The sequence below is a fragment of the Roseomonas gilardii subsp. gilardii genome (assembly GCF_023078375.1).
Lineage (GTDB): Bacteria > Pseudomonadota > Alphaproteobacteria > Acetobacterales > Acetobacteraceae > Roseomonas > Roseomonas gilardii.
This window is the reverse complement of record NZ_CP095554.1, coordinates 292,659-310,074: the sequence shown is the minus strand read 5'-3', so window position 1 is coordinate 310,074 and position 17,416 is coordinate 292,659. Positions and strand designations below refer to the sequence as shown.

The 17,416-nt window shown below is 69.6% G+C and carries 14 protein-coding genes; 8 read left to right on the top strand and 6 right to left on the bottom strand.

Features of this window, described 5'->3' with window-relative positions; all coding sequences use genetic code 11:
- Positions 1–239: 239 nt before the first annotated feature.
- Positions 240–932, bottom strand: coding sequence for an LbetaH domain-containing protein (locus tag MVG78_RS01395; protein WP_428480723.1), 693 nt, complete (start codon positions 930–932; stop codon positions 240–242).
- A gap of 225 nt (positions 933–1,157) precedes the next feature.
- Between MVG78_RS01395 and MVG78_RS01390 the strand changes: the two genes are divergently transcribed.
- On the top strand, positions 1,158–2,270 hold the full coding sequence (locus tag MVG78_RS01390; RefSeq protein WP_247557593.1) for a class I SAM-dependent methyltransferase: 1,113 nt from the start codon (positions 1,158–1,160) through the stop codon (positions 2,268–2,270).
- Entirely contained in the window at positions 2,234–2,404 is a 171-nt protein-coding gene (locus MVG78_RS01385) for a hypothetical protein (protein WP_247557591.1), read from the top strand. Before MVG78_RS01390 ends, MVG78_RS01385 begins: the two co-directional genes overlap by 37 nt.
- 363 nt (positions 2,405–2,767) lie before the next feature.
- On the opposite strand, the gene MVG78_RS21890 is transcribed toward MVG78_RS01385, so the two are convergent.
- The 3 genes from MVG78_RS21890 to gshB form a co-directional block, all read right to left on the bottom strand.
- Positions 2,768–2,938 carry a hypothetical protein gene (locus MVG78_RS21890; RefSeq protein ID WP_428480789.1) on the bottom strand — a complete coding sequence of 57 codons (171 nt, stop codon included), beginning with the start codon at positions 2,936–2,938 and terminating at the stop codon, positions 2,768–2,770.
- Between the two features lie 201 nt (positions 2,939–3,139).
- The gene (locus MVG78_RS01380; protein WP_247557589.1) at positions 3,140–4,717 is read right to left on the bottom strand and encodes an ABC transporter substrate-binding protein; all 1,578 of its coding nucleotides are present in this window, start codon (positions 4,715–4,717) and stop codon (positions 3,140–3,142) included.
- A gap of 191 nt (positions 4,718–4,908) precedes the next feature.
- Positions 4,909–5,862: a glutathione synthase gene (gene gshB, locus MVG78_RS01375; RefSeq protein ID WP_247557587.1), complete on the bottom strand. Its 954-nt coding sequence runs from the start codon at positions 5,860–5,862 to the stop codon at positions 4,909–4,911.
- A 272-nt stretch (positions 5,863–6,134) separates the two neighbouring features.
- Between gshB and MVG78_RS01370 the strand changes: the two genes are divergently transcribed.
- The 6 genes from MVG78_RS01370 (at position 6,135) to MVG78_RS01345 (ending at position 14,067) form a co-directional block, all read left to right on the top strand.
- The gene (locus MVG78_RS01370; RefSeq protein WP_247557585.1) at positions 6,135–6,980 is read left to right on the top strand and encodes a shikimate dehydrogenase; all 846 of its coding nucleotides are present in this window, start codon (positions 6,135–6,137) and stop codon (positions 6,978–6,980) included.
- Positions 6,981–7,141: 161 nt separating this feature from the next.
- Positions 7,142–7,792, top strand: coding sequence for a dephospho-CoA kinase (gene coaE / locus MVG78_RS01365; RefSeq protein ID WP_247557582.1), 651 nt, complete (start codon positions 7,142–7,144; stop codon positions 7,790–7,792).
- Positions 7,793–7,802: 10 nt separating this feature from the next.
- On the top strand, positions 7,803–8,507 hold the full coding sequence (gene dnaQ / locus MVG78_RS01360) for a DNA polymerase III subunit epsilon (protein WP_247557580.1): 705 nt from the start codon (positions 7,803–7,805) through the stop codon (positions 8,505–8,507).
- 53 nt (positions 8,508–8,560) lie between these two features.
- Positions 8,561–10,219 carry an ABC1 kinase family protein gene (locus MVG78_RS01355; RefSeq protein WP_247557578.1) on the top strand — a complete coding sequence of 553 codons (1,659 nt, stop codon included), beginning with the start codon at positions 8,561–8,563 and terminating at the stop codon, positions 10,217–10,219.
- 484 nt (positions 10,220–10,703) lie between these two features.
- On the top strand, positions 10,704–12,191 hold the full coding sequence (gene nhaA / locus MVG78_RS01350; protein WP_247557577.1) for a Na+/H+ antiporter NhaA: 1,488 nt from the start codon (positions 10,704–10,706) through the stop codon (positions 12,189–12,191).
- 673 nt (positions 12,192–12,864) lie between these two features.
- Complete coding sequence (locus MVG78_RS01345; protein WP_247557576.1) at positions 12,865–14,067, top strand: fatty acid desaturase; 1,203 nt, start codon at positions 12,865–12,867, stop codon at positions 14,065–14,067.
- A 415-nt stretch (positions 14,068–14,482) separates the two neighbouring features.
- Here the strand turns inward: MVG78_RS01345 and MVG78_RS01340 are convergent, their stop codons facing one another.
- Both MVG78_RS01340 and MVG78_RS01335 read right to left on the bottom strand, forming a co-directional pair.
- Entirely contained in the window at positions 14,483–15,901 is a 1,419-nt protein-coding gene (locus MVG78_RS01340) for a sensor histidine kinase (protein ID WP_247557574.1), read from the bottom strand.
- Positions 15,898–17,094, bottom strand: coding sequence for an FIST signal transduction protein (locus MVG78_RS01335; protein WP_247557573.1), 1,197 nt, complete (start codon positions 17,092–17,094; stop codon positions 15,898–15,900). Before MVG78_RS01335 ends, MVG78_RS01340 begins: the two co-directional genes overlap by 4 nt.
- Between the last annotated feature and the right edge of the window lie 322 nt (positions 17,095–17,416).

Below are 17,416 nucleotides of genomic sequence, written 5' to 3'. Positions count from 1 at the left end.
CTGATCGCGCCGGAGAGCCATGCTCTCCGGCGACTATGGGCGCCACAAGCGCGGACAAGGATTCTTTCTTTTCGGGCGCCCCACTGATCCACCTGCTCCCAGGGATCGGGCGTCAGGCTGACGCCCACCACCAGTGCCAACTCAGGCCCGGGGTCTGGGGACGGGCTTCGGTCCCCAGCGGAGAGGGGGCCGGGGCGAGAGGCGGAGCCTCTCCCCCGGGAGGCTGGCCCGATGAGGTGCTACGCCGGATCGTAGCGCCGGCAGAATTCCCCCGCGCCGAGCGAGCGGAAATCGCCGAGCCGCGCGCCCAGCACCTCGTGCGGCCAGTCCCACCAAGCGATGCGTTCCAGCGCCGCGATCACCTCTGGCGGGAAGCGGAAGCGGAGCACGCGCCCCGGCACGCCGGCCACGATGGCGAAGGGCGGCACATCCTTCGTCACCACCGCGCCGGCGCCGATGGCGGCGCCGTTGCCGATGCGCAGGCCGGGCAGCACCACCGCGCCATGCCCGATCCACACGTCATGGCCCAGCGTGACATGGTGGTCCCGCCGCCAGGCGAAGAAATCCGTGTCGTCCTCGCCGAAGCCATAGGCGGCGGAGCGATAGGTGAAGTGGTTCAGCGCCACGCGCTCCAGCGGGTGGTTGCCGGGGTTGATCCGCACCTGCGCGGCGATGGAACAGAAGCGGCCGAGCGTGGCGTAGATGATGTCGCTGTCGTTCCCGACATAGCTGTAGTCGCCGAAGACGCATTCCGCGAGCTTCGTGCGCGCCCCGACCTCGCAATAGCGGCCGAGGCGCGTGTCGCGCAGGCTGGCGCTGGGATCGATGGCCGGTGCCTCGCCCAACCGCTTCGTGGCCGTTGCCGGGTCCATCCGGTCCTCCATGAAAAGGGCGCCGCTGTTGCCATGCCCGCCGGTGGCGCGGGAAGACATTCCCGTGACATCCGCACCCGGCGGCGGCGCACAAGAGGGAGGCGCTGCGGAAGGAGTGAGGTGGCAGCGGAGTGTTCCTCGGCGCTCCATGCCATCGGGAACTGCACGGTCAGGCGATGACCGGGGGCCGGGGAGAACTTTCGCGCAGCGGCTTCGATGGACTGGTTTGTGCGGCATCGCAACCGTCGATAGATTATCGCCGAGGATCCATCACGAGGTTGGGCAATGCAGGTAATCGAAACGCTGGATGCCCTGGACGCCAAGCTGCAGGAATGTCAGGCCGCCCTTCAGATATCCGACGATGCGCTGCGGCAGGTCTTCAGCACCTTCCAGTTCGACATCTCGCGGCAGGGCCCTGCCGATCCCTTCTCGGAAAGCTATCTCGGCTGGCAGATGGGTCTCTACGAATTCATCGCAGGTCGTTCCTACAGCGTACGCAACGAGGAAAGCGTCTTCGATGTGAACGCTGCCCGCCTCAGGCCGTTCCCCTACACATCCGGTGCCGCCGTCGCCGGAAAGCATCTCTCCGCGATTGCCTTCCTGCTGATGGGAATCGACCTGAAGCCTGGGGCGCGGATCCTCGATGTCGGCCCGGGCTGGGGCAACACGACCATGGCCCTCGCGCAACTCGGCTTCCAGGTGACCGCGCTCGACATAGAACCGCGCTTCTGCGCCCTGATCGAAGCGAGGGCCAAGAACCTGGAACTGGATGTCGAAGTGATCAACGATGACTTCCTCTGGGTCGAGCGTTCCGGGCGCCAGTTCGATGCCATCGTCTTCTTCGAGTGTTTCCACCATTGCGCCGATCATATGCGCCTGCTGCGTGCATTGCCGCAGGCGCTGGCGCCTGGGGGGCACGTCTATTTCGGGGCGGAGCCTATCTTCTCGGATTTTTCGCTCCCCTGGGGCATCCGGACGGATGGTGAGTCGCTCTGGGCAATCCGCCAGAATGGATGGTTGGAACTCGGGTTCCGGGAATCGTATTTCCGCGAGGCTCTCCGCCGTGCTGGCCTGAAGGGAAGCGTCCGGCGTTCGAAGGATGTGCCCTGGATCACGGTCTGGGATGCCGTGGTAGGCCAGTTTGAACCAATCATATTGGATGTGGCCGATCATAGGCTGCAAACCATCGCTGGCCAGCGCATACAAGGGCAGATCCGGCTGACAGGGCGCGAGGGTTACGGGCTTTACGGCCCCTACCTACCCTTGCCCGCTGGTCGGTACCGTGCCCTCCTGCGTTTCTCCGCCACGCCGCGGCTAGGGGGCAGGCACGTTTCGAGATTGCTGCGGAGGCAGGCACGAGGATGCTGGCCCAGAAGGATATCGATCTGGCCACCTTGAACGGCTGGAACGGTAGTCTCACCCTGGTCTTCGAACTGGACGATGACGTCGAGGGTCTCGAAACGCGACTCTTCTGCCAGGAGGGCTGCGCAGGGGCCATCGAGGCCCTCGAGATCCACGAGGAGCGGTCCTAGAGCTCTTTTCCTGTGGGCGTGAATAGCCGCAGTTGGCGATGCAGTTGCGGCATTCGTCTGAGCTCATGCCGTTGATCGTGCCATCCGGCACGACCGGCGGGACGGCGGCGGCGCGCTGTCCGCGCCCGTTGCGGCGAGCCATGTTCGTACTCGCCCAGGTTTCGCCGATGAAGACCAGGCGTTCTGGGTCGGGGCTGGGCTGCATCTCGCCAGGTGGCGCGCGCCGCGGCTATGTCCGGGTGGTCCTGCCCGGCCGCGCGGACCGATTTTTTCAGCGCCAGCCCGAGCCCGGCCAACGCCCGCCAGACCGTCATCGGTGAGACCGCCGCACCGCGCTTGGCCAGCAACCAGCCATGCAACTCGTCAAGCGTCGCATCCGGCTGTGCGGCCACGCGCCCGCAGAGAACCAGGATGCGCTGCGATCTTCGGAGGCGGCCGTCCGGTTCCCCGCCGTGCCCCCTTCTCGCCCGTTTCGTCCCGCCGCTGCCGCACCTTCACGACATAGGACGGGCTGACCAGCAGCCGTTCCGCCACCTCGCGCACGCTCGCCCCACCATCGCACGCCGCCAGCACCCGTCCGCGCAGCTCCGGTCCTTAAGCAGCGGAATCACGGATCACGCCGCGCCGGAATCCCTTGACGATCCCAGCCGTGCGGCATCGGCTCCAGATCCCGATCTTCCGGCGCTGGTGGGTTGGCGGCACACCGGAAACACTCTCACCGCTCTGTGGAAGATGTCACTTCTTCCGCAGGTTCCAGAACACCGGGAAGGCGGCCGGCAGGATGTCCTCGACATTGCTGCGCCAGGCGGTGGGGTAGAAGAGCTGCCCCAGCGGGATGAAGGGCACCTCCTGGAAAGCGGTGCGCTGGATCTCCGCCGCGATGCGCTTGCGCCCGGCCTCGTCCGTGGCGTCGAACCACTGCTCGCGCAGGTTTTCCAGCGGCTGGCTGGTCGGCCAGCCGAACCAGGCATCCGGGCCGTTGCCGCGCAGCGCGATGTTGTTGCCGGGGTCAGAGATGCTCAGCCCCTCATAGGTCGTGGTGAAGGCGTTCCACCCGCCCTTGTCCGGCGACGCCTTGTTGGCGCGCCGCTGCACCAGCGTGCCCAGATCCATGCTGACGTAATCGACATTCAGGCCGAGCTGCTTGAACAGGTCCGCCGTCACCTGGGCGAAAGCCTGCGTCACCGGGCTGTCCACCGCGCCCATCACCAGCACTGGCTCGCCCTTGTAGCCACTTTCGGCGATGAGCTTCCGGCTGCGCGCCAGGTCGCGCGGGGCGGTCAGCGCCTCCAGCCCCGCATCGCTGGCCATCGGCATGCCCGGCGGGAAGACGCCGACCGGCACGCGCGACATGCTGGGGTCGTCGCCCACCGCCGCCGCCACGAATTCCTTCTGGTCCACCGCGGCCAGGATCGCCTGCCGGATCTTCGCATTGTCGAAGGGCGGGTAGAGCTGGTTCAGCGCCAGCATGCCGGTGACGCCGACCTTGTCGTTCACCGCCACCTTCACGTTGCGCGATCCGCGCAGCATCGGCAGCAGGTCGAACTGCGGCTGCTGCACCCAGTCCACCTCGCCGCTCTGCAGAGCGGCGGCCGCTGTCGCCGGGTCGGGCATCACATGCCAGATCACGCGGTCGAAATGCACCTGCTTGCCGCCGGCCATGAAGCTCGGCGCCTCGTCGCGCGGCTGGTACTTGTCGAAGCGGGTATAGACCGCCTGCGCGCCGGACACCCACTCCTTCGCCTCGAAGCGATAGGGGCCGCTGCCGACATATTCCTCGATGCGCGCGAAGGCGTCGGTCTTCGCGATCCGCTCCGGCATCATGAAGCAGTATTCGCTGAAGGCGCGCGTCATCTGCGCGAAGGGTCGTTTCAGCCGGATCTCGAAGCGTTTGTCGTCGAGCGGCTTCATCTCCTCCGCCAGCGCCAGCAGCCTCTGCCCCAGCGGCCGCCGCTTCGACCAGCGCACGATGCTCGCGATGCAGTCGGCGGACCGCACCTTCTCGCCATCATGCCAGAGCAGCCCGTCGCGCAGCGTGAAGCGCCAGGTCAGCCGGTCGCCGGACAGCTCGTGCCCCGCCGCCATCTGCGGCTGCGGCTCGAAATTCGTATCCAGCCCGTAGAGCATGTCCCACACCATCATCCCGTGGTTGCGGGTGACGGGCGTGACGTTCCAGACCGGGTCCGGCGTGGCGAGGTTGCTTTCCGGCACGAAATGCAGGATGCGCGCATCGGATTGCGCCAGGGCGGGGCGCGACAAGACGCCCGCCGCGCCGAGCGCCGTGGCGCCAGCCAGGAACTGCCTGCGATTCACTTTCGGGACCTCCTTGGGCGGCAGAGGTTCCGGGGCACTCGGCGGGAAGGGGCGGGTCCGGAACGGGCCGCTTCTGCGTGGCGCGTGTATAGACCGGCCCGCTCCCCTTTGTTGAGCGGGCAAAAACTCATTTTTACCGGTCAACACATAACCGGGGCCGGGCGGCTCGGGGGCCACCCGGCCGGGGCGCCTCAGCGCGGCGTCACACGCGCCTCGATCGCCTCCCAGATCTGCTTCTCCAGGAAGATGTTGTCGAAGCGCGCGATCTCCTGGAGCCCGGTGGGGGAGGTGACGTTGATCTCGGTCAGGTAGTCGCCGATCACGTCGATGCCGACGAAGATCAGCCCGCGCGCCCGCAGGTCGGGGCCGATGCGGGCGCAGATCTCGCGCTCGCGGTCGGTCAGCGTGGTCTGCGTCGCCTTGCCGCCGACATGCATGTTGGAACGGCTCTCGCCCTCCGCCGGCACGCGGTTGATCGCGCCGCCCACCTCGCCATCCACCAGGATGATGCGCTTGTCGCCCTTGCGCACGGCGGGGACGTATTTCTGCACCATCAGCGGCTCGCGCGACCGCTCGGTGAACATCTCCAGCAGCGAGGCGAGGTTCGGGTCGTCCGGCCGCACATGGAACACCCCCGCGCCGCCATTGCCGTAGAGCGGCTTGAGGATGATGTCGCCATGCGCCTCGCGGAACTTCAGGATGCGGCGGCGGTCGGCGGTGACCAGCGTTTCCGGCATCAGGTCCGTGTACTGCAGGACGTAGAGCTTCTCCGGCGCGTTCCGCACCTCGAAGGGGTCGTTCACCACCAGCGTGCGCGGGTGGATGTGCTGGAGCAGATGCGTGGCCGTGATATAGGCCATGTCGAAGGGCGGGTCCTGGCGCATCAGCACCACGTCCATCGCGCCCAGGTCGATCTCCTCATCCGGCCCCAGTGTGGCGTGGTTGCCCGGCTCCCGCCGTACCTCCACCGGCTGCGCCCAGGCCGTCACCCGCCCCGCATGCATCGCCAGGTCGCGCGGGTGGTAGTGCCAGAGCCGGTGGCCCCGGTTCTGGGCCTCCAGCATCAGGGCAAAGGTGCTGTCGCCCTTGATGTCGATGGAACCGATCGGGTCCATCTGGACCGCGACCTTCAGCGTGCGCGTCATGCCTTCCATTCCCTGAAGCCCGTAGGGGAAGTCCGTCCGGGAGGCGATCTTGGTCGCATTCCCGGGCCGGCAACGCCAGAGGGGTTTCTGGGGAGGGGTTTCGAGGGCGGGGTTTCAAGGCAGCTTCCTCTGCCGCCGGTGGCCAGGCGCCCCTCCGGGCGCCACACCCAACCCGGAGCGGGGATTCGGCATTCGCCACGCGGCATGCCAAGAAGGGCGCCGCACAAGGAGGAAGGACCAGCAGCGATGACGCGGCGGAGAAGGAGTGGCCCATGCTGACCGGCAAGTCGAAGGTCGCCGGCGTGTTCGGCTGGCCCGTCTCGCATTCCCGCTCGCCCCGCCTGCACGGCTTCTGGCTGGAACGCTACGGCATCGACGGCACCTATATCCCCCTGCCGGTGGAACCCGGCCGCCTGCCGGAAGTCGCCCGCGCCCTGACCCTGGCGGGCTTCGCCGGCGCCAATGTCACCATCCCGCACAAGGAAGCCGCCTTCGCCTGCTGCGACGAGGTGGACGACACCGCCCACCGCGCCGGGGCGGTCAACACGCTGGTCTTCCAGGGCGGGCTGATCATCGGTTCCAACACCGATGGCTGGGGCTTCCTCGCCAGCATGGAGGAGCAGGCCCCCGGCTGGCGCCCCTCCGACGGCATCGTCACCCTGCTCGGCGCCGGCGGCGCGGCGCGCGCCATCGCCGCCGCCCTGCTCAAGGCCGGCTGCCCGCGCGTCGTGCTGGTCAACCGCGCCACCTGGCGGGCGGAGAAGCTGGCCCGCGACCTGGAACGCCCCGGCGAGGGCCGCATCGAGGTCGCCGCCGCCCCGCCGCTGGCGGAAAGCGCCCTGCTGGTGAACACCACGCCGCTGGGCATGCGGGGGCAGCCGCCGCTGGAGATCGACCTCTCCCCGATGCGGGAGGACGCGGTGGTCTGCGACATCGTCTATGTCCCGCTGGAAACCCGCCTCCTCGCCGCCGCCCGGGCGCGCGGGCTGCGCGCCGTGGACGGGCTCGGCATGCTCCTCCACCAGGGCCGCCCGGGCTTCGAGGCCTGGTTCGGCGTGATGCCGGAGGTCGATGCCGCCCTCCGGGCCCATGTCGCGGCGGATATCCCACCGCGCTGAAAACCGCGCTGAGACAGGGGGTGCCACCGTGACAAATCGTCCCGGTGGCTTCCCAGCTTTCCGGGGTGATGCCACCTAGGGCGGGCCATGCATCTCCTCCGGGAATCGCGCCCCATCGTCCCGATCCGCCCCCGCCAGCCCGGGCGCGGCGGGCATCCGGCATGAAGGTCCTGGGCCTGACCGGCAGCATTGGCATGGGCAAGTCCACCGCCGCCAATGCCTTCCGCCGCCTGGGCGTGCCGGTCTTCGACGCCGATGCCACGGTCCACCGCCTCCAGGGGCCGGGCGGGCGCGCCCTGGCCGCGATCGAGGCCACCTTTCCCGGCACGGTGCGCGATCTCCCCCATGGCCGCCGGGTGGACCGGGAGGCCCTGCGCCGCGCGGTGATCGGAGATGATGCGGCGATGAACCGGCTCGAGCGCATCGTCCATCCGCTGGTCCGCGACGAGGAACGCCGCTTCCTCGCCCGCGCCCGCCGCGCGGGCCACAGCCTCGCGGTGCTGGACATCCCCCTGCTGCTGGAAGGCGGCGGGCAGCGGCGCGTGGACGCGGTCGTCGTCGTGTCCGCCCCCGCCGCCGTGCAGCGTGCCCGTGTGCTCCGCCGCCGGGGCATGACGCCGGAACGCCTCGCCGCCATCCTGGCCCGCCAGATGCCGGATGCCGAGAAGCGGCGCCTGGCCGACCACGTCATCCACACCGGCCTGTCGCGCCACGCCGCCCAGCGGGCGGTGCGCGCCCTGGTGCGCCGCTATGCGCCGGCAGGGGCCGGGGAGGGGGCACGGCCGCTGCCACCCGCCGCCACTCTGTGCTAGGGGCAGGGCCATGCGAGCCCTGATCCTGGACACCGAGACCACCGGCCTCGACCCCGCCACCGGCGACCGGGTGCTGGAGGTCGCGGCCATCGAGGTGGTGAACTTCATGCCCACCGGCCGTGAGTTCCACAAGCTGATCGACCCGCAGCGCGACGTGCCGGAGGAAGCCACCCGCATCCACGGCTTCACGCGGGAGATGCTGGCCGGCAAGCCGCTCTTCGGCGCCATCCTGCCGGAGCTCCTGGACTTCCTGGCGGATGATCCGGTGGTGGCGCACAACGCGCCCTTCGACTTCAACTTCCTGGACCACGAGTTCCGCCGCTGCGGCGCGCCGGTGATCGACCGCCGCCGCATGGTGGACACGCTGGCCCTCGCCAAGGCGCGCTTCCCCGGCCTGCCCAACAGCCTGGATGCGCTGTGCCGGCGCTTCGCCATCGACAACTCGATGCGCACCTCGCACAACGCCCTGCTCGACGTGCAGCTGCTCTCCCAGGTCTATCTGGAACTGATGGGCGGCAAGCAGCCGGGCCTCGCCCTGGCAGCCCAGGCCACGGGGCCCGTGCTGGTCGCCTCCACCGGCCCCGCCGGCCCGCGCACGCCCCGCCCGATCGTCCCGACGCCCGAGGAGCTGGAGCGCCACGCCGCCTTCATGACCCGCTTCAAGGAGAATCCCTGGGCCGCCCTGGACGCCAAAGCCCAGACCGCCGCCCCGTGACCGGACCCGCCCGGGCCTTTGGCCGCGACCCCCGCCGGCACGGCCTGCCCTAGATGCTCCAGACCGCCCTCGTCGCCGCGCGGGACCGCCGGCGCCTGCAGCAGATCGGCGCGGTGCTGGTCCGCTTCGGGCTGGACGACTTCGTGCAGCGTTCCGGCCTGCGTGCCCTGTTGCGCCAGCTCGGCCTGCGCCAGGAGCCGCCCGATGCCGAGGCGCGCCTCCTCTCGCTCCCCGCCCGCGTGCGCCGCGCGCTGGAGGAGCTGGGCCCCACCTTCATCAAGCTCGGCCAGGTCCTGGCCTCCCGCGCCGACCTCCTGCCGCCCGACTGGATCGAGGAGCTGGAACGGCTCCACAGCCATGTCCCCCCGCTGCCCTTCGAGGCGCTGCGCCCTCAGGTCGAGGAAGACCTGGGCGCCCCGCCGGAGGAGGTCTTCGCCCGCTTCGAGCCCCTGCCACTCGCCTCCGCCTCCATCGCCCAGGTCCACCGCGCCACGCTGCGCGACGGGCGGGAGGTTGTGGTCAAGATCCGCCGCCCCGGCCTGCGCCCGCTGGTGGAGGCCGATCTGCGCCTCCTCTCCCACCTGATCGGGATGCTGGAGGCCGAATGGCCCGACCTCGCCCGCTACCGCGCGCGGGAGATCCTGCGCCAGCTCCTGGGCGCGATGCGGGAGGAACTGGACCTCGCCAATGAGGGCCGCAACGCCGAAGCCATCGCCGCCGGCTTCGCGGACCGGCCGGAGATCGTCTTCCCCGCCATCCACTGGGAATACACCAGCGAAAGGCTGCTGGTGGAGGACCATCTGGAGGGCCAGCACCCGCGCGACCGCGCGGCGCTGGAGGCTGCCGGGATGAACACCGCCATCCTCGCGCACCGGGGCGCCGAGGCTTTCTTCCGCATGACCCTGGTGGACGGGCTGTTCCATGCCGACCCGCATCCGGGCAACGTCCTCTGCCAGAGCGGCAACCGCGTCGCCCTGCTGGACTTCGGCACGATCGGCCGCCTCTCGCTCCGCCGCCGCGACCAGGTGCTGACGCTCATCGCCGCCCTGGCCCGCGGCAAGTCGGCCGGCGTCAGCGACGTTCTGCTGGACTGGGCCGGCCAGCCGGAGGTGGACCCGGTCGCCGTCGCCGAGGCCGCCGATGCCTTCGTCTCCCGCCACAGCGCCGGCCCGCTCCTGCTCAGCCAGGCCATCCCCGACTTCATGGGGCTGATGCGCGACCATGGGCTCGCCCTGCCCGCCGATCTCGCCCAGGGCTTCAAGGCCCTGGTCACGGCCGAGGGGGTGGTCCGCCGCATGGAGCCGGGCTTCGACCTCGTCGGCTCCATGCGCCCCATGGTCGAACAGGTGATGCGCCAGCGCTACACGCCCCGCGCGCTCCGCAACCGCACGGAAACGGCGCTGCTGGAGATGCAGGGGCTGGCGCAGGACATGCCGGGCATCCTCCGCACCGTGCTGCGCCGGATGCAGTACGGCCGCTTCTCCGCCCGGCTGGAGGTCGTCCAGCTCGAGAAGCTCGGCCGCCGCATCGAGCACGCGGCGCTCCAGGTCGCCGTCGCCGTCGTCACCGGCGCCTTCGCCATCGGCCTCGCCCCCCTGCTGGGCCAGCACGGCCCGCACTGGCTCGGCCTGCCCGTCTTCGTGCTGCTGGGCATCGGCGCCACCATCGGCGGCATCGTCTGGCTCGTGATCCTCAGCAGCCAGCGGAACTGACGCGGCCGGCTCCGGCGGGGCGCTGCGTGGCAGCCCGCCGTGGGAGAGGCGCTGCCTCTCCCACACCCACTCCGCCCATGACCAGGATGGGGGACCGAAGCCGGTCCCCGGCCCCCGGGCTTTCGTTGGTGCCTGTGGTTACCGTTGTTCCGCAGCCCGATCCCTGGGAGCAGGTGGATCAGTGGGGTTCCTGAAGAAGATGGAAACCCTGCCCGTGCTGGTGGTGCCCGCAGTCGCCGGAGAGCCATGCTCTCCGGCGCGATCCGGCCGCAGCAGGAACCAACGAACCGGGTCCAGGGCGCCCCATGGGACCCTTGGGCGTCCTGGCGGATAGGGGGTCCAGAGGAAAGGCAGCGCCTTTCCCCTGGGGCAGCGCAACGGCAAACCCTTGTCCGGGCATCGCACTGAACCTTGGCCGGGCCGGGCCGTTGCACCCCCTGGACATCCCTGGCCGGGATGGCGGCAGATGGAGGAAGGAAGCCGGTTGCCCAAGATCCCGCCCCGCCTGCACGGGAAACTCCGGGCCCGCGCGCATCACTCCCGCTTCGCGCGCCATTACTTCCAGAACATCGCGCCGCTCTTCTTCGCTCCGGAAGTCGCTGGCGGTCCTCTGCTGATCGCCACGGCTGTCGCCATCCTGGCGATGAACTCCCCCTGGGCGGAGGCCTATGCCGCCTTCTGGCAAACGCCTCTCGCCATCTCCTTCGGCGGGGCGGAGCTTCGCTACAGCCTCGCCGAATGGGCGAACGAGGCGCTGCTGCCGGTCTTCTTCTTCGGTATTGGCGTCGAGGTGAAGCGGGAGCTGACCAAGGGCCTGCTCTCGGAACGCGCCACCGCCGCCTTCCCCTTCTTCGGCGCCCTCGGCGGCCTGCTCGTGCCCGTGCTCATCTACCTCGCCCTCAACGCGGGCGGGGAGGGGCAGCGCGGCTGGGGCATCCCCGTCACCATGGACACCGCCTTCGCCCTGGGCATCCTCGGCTTCGCCGGCCATCGCATGCCCCGCATCCTGCGCGTCCTGCTGATGGCCTTCTCCGCGGTGGACGATATCGGCGGGCTGCTGGTCATCGCCTTCGCCTATACGCCGGATATCCGGCTCTGGCCGCTGCTGGGCGCTCTGCTTGCCTATGCCGCCGTGCTGGGCCTGATCCGGACCGGGGTGATCTCCAGCGTCCCCTATGTGCTGCTTGGCCTGGTTGTCTGGTTCCTGATGCAGCAGGCCCATGTGCACGCCACCCTGGCCGGTGTCGCGCTGGGCTTCCTGGTGCCCACCGCCCCCCGCGTCTCGCCCGGCAGCTTCGCCCACAAGGTGCGCAACCCCCTGCGCCTGTTCCGCCGCGCCTATCGCCAGATCGAATCCGATTCGCAGGAACGCAAGCAGGAGGGCCACGAGGAGGCGGCCCGTGCCCTCGGCACCCTCAGCGAGCTCTCGGATGCGACCTATGAGGCCGCCGAGCGCGTCCTGGCCATCGCCAATCCCTGGATCACCTTCGTGGTCCTGCCGCTCTTCGCGCTGTCCAATGCCGGGATCGCCATCTCGCCCGGCCTGCTGCGCGACGCCGCGGCCAGCCCCGTCGCCCTGGGCATCGCGGCGGGCCTGCTCCTGGGCAAGCCGGTGGGCTTTCTCGGCGCCACCTGGCTGGCCTGCCGCGCCGGCCTCGCCCGCCTGCCGGAAGGGACGAGCTGGTCCATGATCGCCGCCCTCGGCATCCTGGCCGGCATCGGCTTCACCGTCTCGCTCTTCATCTCGGAACTCGCCTTCGGCGGCACGCGGTACGAGGATCTGGCCAGGATCGCGGTCCTCATCTCCTCCCTGGTGGCGGGCCTGCTCGGCTACATCATGCTCCGCCGGGCCCTGTCCCCCCGCGGCGATGCCGGCGCCGATGCCGGGGAGGACCGCGGCCGGGCAAGGGCGCCCCGCCGGCAGAGGGTCCGGGCGGCCGGACTCCACCGGGGCGAAGACGCACCTCACTGACCCCCACCGCGCCGCTGGCATGATCCGGGCGGCAGTCCCCACCCGCTATCGCGCCGGCCGCTTCGTGCCCACGGGATGGTGGCCGGGAGGCGCTGCGCCCGGCGCCATCACGGCGGAACGGCCGGGGCAGCCGGCCACGTCATAGACCGCAAGGGCCGGCGCCGAAGGCCAGCCGGCTCCGGCAACGCGGCGTCCATCCCGATTCGGCCTCCGCCCCTCATCCCCATGGGCGACCCACGACCCTTCCTCCACAGCCGAACGGAGAATGGTCCCGGTTCGAAAACAACCAGCGGTGCAGAACATTCCGTCCGGTTGTCGGAAGGGAGTGCGGTGAGAGGGTGAATCCCTTTCCACACCTCTCTCACAACCAATTGCGAAGCATGCTCACCATGCGCCAGATCGCCTGTCACGGTGATTACGTGCCCGAAAGTTCAAGGGCGGTGGCGTCGAACCTGAACCTTGCTACTTCCGCGAGTCAAAAAATGCGTTGCAGAAAAATATGCACGCAATAAGTGTTTATCAGTTAATAAATCAACCACGAAGAGTTGGCTATAAGTTTGAACTTCTTCAGTATTGAGAAGAAGATCTATTTTAGGCGTAATGAAATAACCATCCCGTTCCGATGTAGTGGACCGGGCTATCTCCGTTGAGAAAGTGAAAAGGAAAAAAGACCATGTCCTTCCTCCCGAACCGCCAGTCCCTGGACCGCCCCAGCCTCGCGCAGAGCCTGGAGACCGCCACCTTCCTGCGCGATGACCCGCGCGCCCATATGGCGGCCCGCCTCCCGGCCTTCCTGCAGCCCCTGCTGACCCTGATCACCGCCAAGCCAGCCCCCGGCGAGGAAGCGCCCGAGCGCTCCCCGATCGCCTTCGTGGCCGGCGGCCTGCTGGCCATGCTCATCGGCGCGGGGCTGAGCGCCGCCGCCATCGCCGTGGCGATGCCGCTCTGGCTTTCCGCCCTGCTCCTCCTCGTCGGGCTGACCACGACCGCCTCCGGCCTTGGCCTCTATCAGGTCGTGGTCTTCCACCACTGCTCGCATGGCACCGTCTTCTCGACGCGGGAGCGCAACCGCGCCATCGGCCGCCTGGTGTCCAGCCTGCTGCTCTTTGCCCGGTTCGAGGACTATCAGCGCGAGCACATGCTGCATCACAGCGCCAACAAGATGCTGACCGACGAGGACGAGTTCACCGGCTTCGTCTTCGGCGTCTGCCGGCTGGAACCGGGCGTGAGCAAGCGCGAGCTGTGGCGCCGCGTGGTCACCAACCTGATCTCGCCCTTCTTCCACGCCCGCTTCCTGCGCCGCCGGATCAAGGCTGCCATGTTCGGCCAGGACCGGCAGCACAACTGGATGAGCCGCTCGGCCTATCTCGCCGCCTTCTCCCTGGCCGCCGCCACCGGCACGCTGACCGAGTTCCTGGTCGCCTGGGTCCTGCCGCTCACCGTGCTGCTGCAGATCGCGACCGTCTTCCGCATCCTCTGCGAGCACCGCTTCCCCGAGCCCGAACTGATCGCCGCCCGCGGCAAGGCTTTCGTCTGCGCCTCCACCACCGGCGTCTTCCCCGGCGCCATGCCGCCGGAGGCCCGCGCCAACACCCTGCGCGGCATCCTGGCCTGGGCGCTGTGGTGGGCCAACATGCTGACCGTCACGGTCTTCTCCCGTGCCTTCGTGCTGGTCGGCGACGCGCCCTGCCATGACTTCCACCACCGCCGCCCGGCCAACCGCAAGTGGACCAGCTATGCCCATGCGCGGCAGCAGGATTCCGATGCCGGCTCCCCCGGCTTCCCGGCCGGCTACACCGAGAACTGGGGCCTGCTCCGCGCCGTGGACAGCAACCTCGCCACCCTCGCCGCCACCCCTCCGGGCCTGGTGCATTGAGCGGCGCCATGAACCTTCTGGACGGGCAGGGGGCCGTATCCGCCCGCCAGCCGCGTGTCCCTGTGGACGTCGCTCCGTCCCGGGGGACAAGGCTCCGCCTTTTCCCCCAGACCCCCTTATCCGCCAGGACGCTGCGCGCCCTGGACCCCGTTCGTTGGCGCCTGCTGCGGCCGGATCGCGCCGGAGAGCATAGCTCTCCGGCGACTGCCGATGCCATCAGTGCGGACAAGTTGTCTTTCTTTTCGGGAGCCCCGCCGATCCACCTGCTCCACAGATCAGGCGCCAGGCCCCACCACCAGTGCCAACGAAAGCCCGGGGTTCGGGGACCGGCTTCGGTCCCCGGCGGAGTGGGGGTCTCGGGGGCGAGGCAGCGCCTTGCCCCCGGCGGCCAAACGCCAGGAGCGGCGGCCGCCTCTCAGCCCTGCGGCGGCCCGCCTGCGGCGACGCACTCCGCGGGCAGTTGCACGGTGATGGTGGTGCCGACCCCGGGCTGGCTCTCGATCTGCAGTGAACCGCCATGCGCCTCGGCCAGCCCCTTGGCGATCGGCAGGCCCAGCCCGGTTCCGGTCGAGGAGCGGCTGAGCGGGTCGCCCACCTGCCGGAAAGGTTCGAGCGCACGCGGAATGTCCTCCGGCGCGATGCCCACGCCGTTGTCGCGCACCCGCAGCCGGAGGCCCTCGCCCGCGTGGCAGCTCGCCTCCAGCATCACCCTGCCCCCTGGCGCGGTGAAGCGCATGGCGTTGCTGAGCAGGTTGTCCAGGATCTGCCGGAACCGTGTCCGGTCCACCCGGATCCACCAGACCTCCTCCGGCAGGTCGCAGGCCACCTCGACCTCCCGCTCGGCGGCGGTGCCGGCCGTGGCGCCCACCACCTCCTTCAGCAGATCGTTCAGCGGCAGCCAGCGCCGGCCCAGCGTCGTGCGCCCGCGCGCCAGGCTGGAATAGTCCAGGATCTCGTTGATCAGCGCCAGCAGGTGCTTGGCCGAGTTCAGGATGTGCCGGTTGTACTCGCCCCGCTCATGCGCCGTGGGCTCGTAGCCGGAACCGGTCGCCATCATCTCGGAAAAACCGATGATCGCATTCAGCGGCGTGCGCAGCTCATGCGTCAGCGTCGCCAGGAAGCGCGACCGCGTGGAGCTTGCCTCCTCCGCCTGCGCCTTGGCCAGCCGCAGCTCCGCCTCGGACCGCTTGCGCAGCAGCACGTCGATATAGACGGACAGCGCGCCCTCGATCAGCTCCTGGTCGGCTTCCTCGAAGGGGCGGCTGACATTGCTTTCCGACTGGTTGCCCAGGATCAGCGCCATCCCCGTCGCGGCGTCATAGGCCCAGAGCACATAGGGCAGGCGCAGGATGCCCGTCAGCTCATAGGCCGGCGGCTCCAGCCGGGTGCGGGAGGTGGTGAAGAAGAAGGGCGGCGGCGCCGGTATGAAGATCTCCCCCAGCGGGGGGGCGCCGGCCGGGGGGAGGCCTTGTGGCAGGCCCAGCGAATGCGTGACCCGGAAGCGCTGGCTGCCGCGCGGGGTCTCCTGCAACAGCGCCGCGCGGTCGCAGATCGTGTTGTCCACCACGATCTCCAGCATCGGCTCGCCGAGATCCTCGGGCGCGCTGCCGTGATCGGCCAGGCGATAGGCCTCGCGGATCAGCTTCGCCACGGTGCGGGAACGCCGCGCCTCCCGGAAGGCCTGGCTCTGCTCCTCCTGCAGCCGCAGCAGCCGCGCTCCCAGCGCGTTGCATTCGCGCCGGTAATAGGCGAGCTCACGCTCCAGTTGCCCGTCCGCTCCCGTGCCAGGGCCTGTGCCGGCGCCGGCATTCTGGGGCGGGAAGGTCCCGTTCACGTCGTCCGCCGCCGCAGCACGACCAGCACGCCGGTCCAGTCCAGCGGCCGGCTGTAGCCGTCGAAGGGCGCCACCTCCACGCCGGAATAGAAGCCGCCGAAGGGCACGCCCGGCGGCAGGCCCCGCAGCACCATCTCCGCTTCCTCGACCGGCGAGCCGGAACGCGCGCTGCCGCGGCCCGCGCAGTCGATGTAGAAGCCCAGCAGGGCCTCCGGCGCCGCCAGCGAATCCCGCAGCGCCGCCACGCCCTGCTCCACGGAATCGAGCATCAGCATATTGTCGCGGCCCATGATCTGCACCCGGGCGCCGCGCGCGAAATCCGGCTCGAACAGCGTCACCGATCCGGTGTCCGGGTTGGCCCGCAGGATCAGCCGGTTGACGTAGTCGTTCTCGTCATAGGCGCCGAAGGGATCGCCCTGCTTCTGCCCCAGCGTCGCCATCAGCGACAGTTCCTGCCCCCGTGCCGCGCCGAGCGAGAGGCCCAGCATCCGCTCGATCACGCTCAGCGCCGGCTGCCCGTCCAGCTCATAGACCTCGGCGCCGTCGATGCGCGTGATCTCCATGAAGGTGCTGACGGGCCGGCAGCCATGCAGGATCGCCGTCTCCATCGCCACCTCCGGCGGGAAGACCAGCGCCAGCGCGATGTGCTTGCGCACCGCCTCCCCGTCGAAAACCCAGGCATCGGTCAGGTTCATGTCGGTCAGCAGCCCGCCGCCGACGAGCTGGATGCGGTGGCCGCCCAGCCCCTCATGCAGCCCCCGCACGATCAGGCTCGCCGGATGCAGGCGCAGCGGCGCCCGGCTGGCCACGCTGTCGAAGAGCAGCAGCACGCTAGCACTCTCGGACGCCACGGCGCGGATGCGCTCCCCCAGCGCCAGGCCGCCCCGGTATTCGTCGGGCTGCAACTCCGCCGACACCACCGCCGGCACGGGAGCTCCTTCGCCGAAGGCGATCACCAGCAGTTCCAGCCCGCTATAGCCGACGGCGTCGCGCGCGATGGCCCCGGCCGCCGCGCCGCCCACCACCGGAACGCCGCCATAGGCCGCCCGCAGCGCCGCCAGCACCACCTCCCCATCCAGCTTGCCGCCGCAGAAGACCAGCAGGAAGGCGGGGCGCATCGCGCCGAGATCGGCGATGCAGCGTTCCGCGGCCACGGCGGCGTCGCCATGCCGCCGGCAGGCGACGCGGATCAAGGGCGGGTCTCCGCCGGGGAAGGAGGGTTCATCGGAAACATCCAGATGCGGCGTGGAGGACGCGGCGGGCGACACCATAGCCTGATTCGGCCCCGGCAAGGACCACCTCGCCACACGCGCCGGACGCGGGCCGCCGCATGAAACGCCCGTCTTCCTCTCATGGAGCTGGTGTCACCACAACCCCGGCTCCAGGATGGCGGCAACGCTGGTGCCGGCATGGCCATGGATGACGGAACTGGCATATTGCAACGCGGAAGAAACACTTCCTTAAGGTTGTAATTAACGTTTATAACACAGCCATAAGGGGATGGGCCGGTCGGTG

Coding starts and splice junctions, on each gene's coding strand:
- MVG78_RS01395 (WP_428480723.1), bottom strand. CDS start 932: ATGTCTTCCCGCGCCACCGGCGGGCATGGCAACAGCGGCGCCCTTTTC.
- MVG78_RS01390 (WP_247557593.1), top strand. CDS start 1,158: ATGCAGGTAATCGAAACGCTGGATGCCCTGGACGCCAAGCTGCAGGAA.
- MVG78_RS01385 (WP_247557591.1), top strand. CDS start 2,234: ATGCTGGCCCAGAAGGATATCGATCTGGCCACCTTGAACGGCTGGAAC.
- gshB (WP_247557587.1), bottom strand. CDS start 5,862: ATGACGCGCACGCTGAAGGTCGCGGTCCAGATGGACCCGATCGGTTCC.
- MVG78_RS01370 (WP_247557585.1), top strand. CDS start 6,135: ATGCTGACCGGCAAGTCGAAGGTCGCCGGCGTGTTCGGCTGGCCCGTC.
- coaE (WP_247557582.1), top strand. CDS start 7,142: ATGAAGGTCCTGGGCCTGACCGGCAGCATTGGCATGGGCAAGTCCACC.
- dnaQ (WP_247557580.1), top strand. CDS start 7,803: ATGCGAGCCCTGATCCTGGACACCGAGACCACCGGCCTCGACCCCGCC.
- MVG78_RS01355 (WP_247557578.1), top strand. CDS start 8,561: ATGCTCCAGACCGCCCTCGTCGCCGCGCGGGACCGCCGGCGCCTGCAG.
- MVG78_RS01345 (WP_247557576.1), top strand. CDS start 12,865: ATGTCCTTCCTCCCGAACCGCCAGTCCCTGGACCGCCCCAGCCTCGCG.